This is a genomic window from Pseudomonas putida (genome assembly GCF_028682175.1).
GTDB classification, from domain to species: Bacteria; Pseudomonadota; Gammaproteobacteria; order Pseudomonadales; family Pseudomonadaceae; genus Aquipseudomonas; species Aquipseudomonas putida_AD.
The window spans coordinates 1-333 of record NZ_JANHKS010000116.1; the positions used below are offsets into that span (position 1 = coordinate 1).

Annotated in this window: 1 protein-coding gene and 2 tRNA genes; 2 read left to right on the top strand and 1 reads right to left on the bottom strand. The window is 50.5% G+C overall.

All coding sequences use genetic code 11. From position 1 onward, the window contains the following. Positions 1 to 17: 17 nt before the first annotated feature. Positions 18 to 94: transfer RNA gene (locus tag NPS29_RS28705), tRNA-Ile, on the top strand. Between the two features lie 7 nt (positions 95 to 101). After that, positions 102 to 177: transfer RNA gene (locus NPS29_RS28710), tRNA-Ala, on the top strand. Here the strand turns inward: NPS29_RS28710 and NPS29_RS28715 are convergent. Further along, positions 148 to 333, bottom strand: a 186-nt coding sequence (locus NPS29_RS28715) for a hypothetical protein (protein WP_274136872.1), incomplete at its 5' end; no start/stop codon positions are given. The genes NPS29_RS28710 and NPS29_RS28715 overlap by 30 nt on opposite strands.

Consider the following 333-nt stretch of genomic DNA (forward strand, 5'->3'; position numbering starts at 1 on the left):
TAAGCAGAGCCTGTCATAGGTCTGTAGCTCAGTTGGTTAGAGCGCACCCCTGATAAGGGTGAGGTCGGCAGTTCAAATCTGCCCAGACCTACCAGTTCCCTGGGGCCATAGCTCAGCTGGGAGAGCGCCTGCCTTGCACGCAGGAGGTCAGCGGTTCGATCCCGCTTGGCTCCACCATTTACTGGTTTTGCTGCTGCTGTTGTTAAAGCTTAGAAATGAGCATTCCACCGAGACGGTGCTGAATGTTGATTTCTGATCTTTGTCAGAATCGTTCTTTAAAAATTCGGGTATGTGATAGAAAGATAGACTGAAGGCCACTTTCACTGGTGGAAC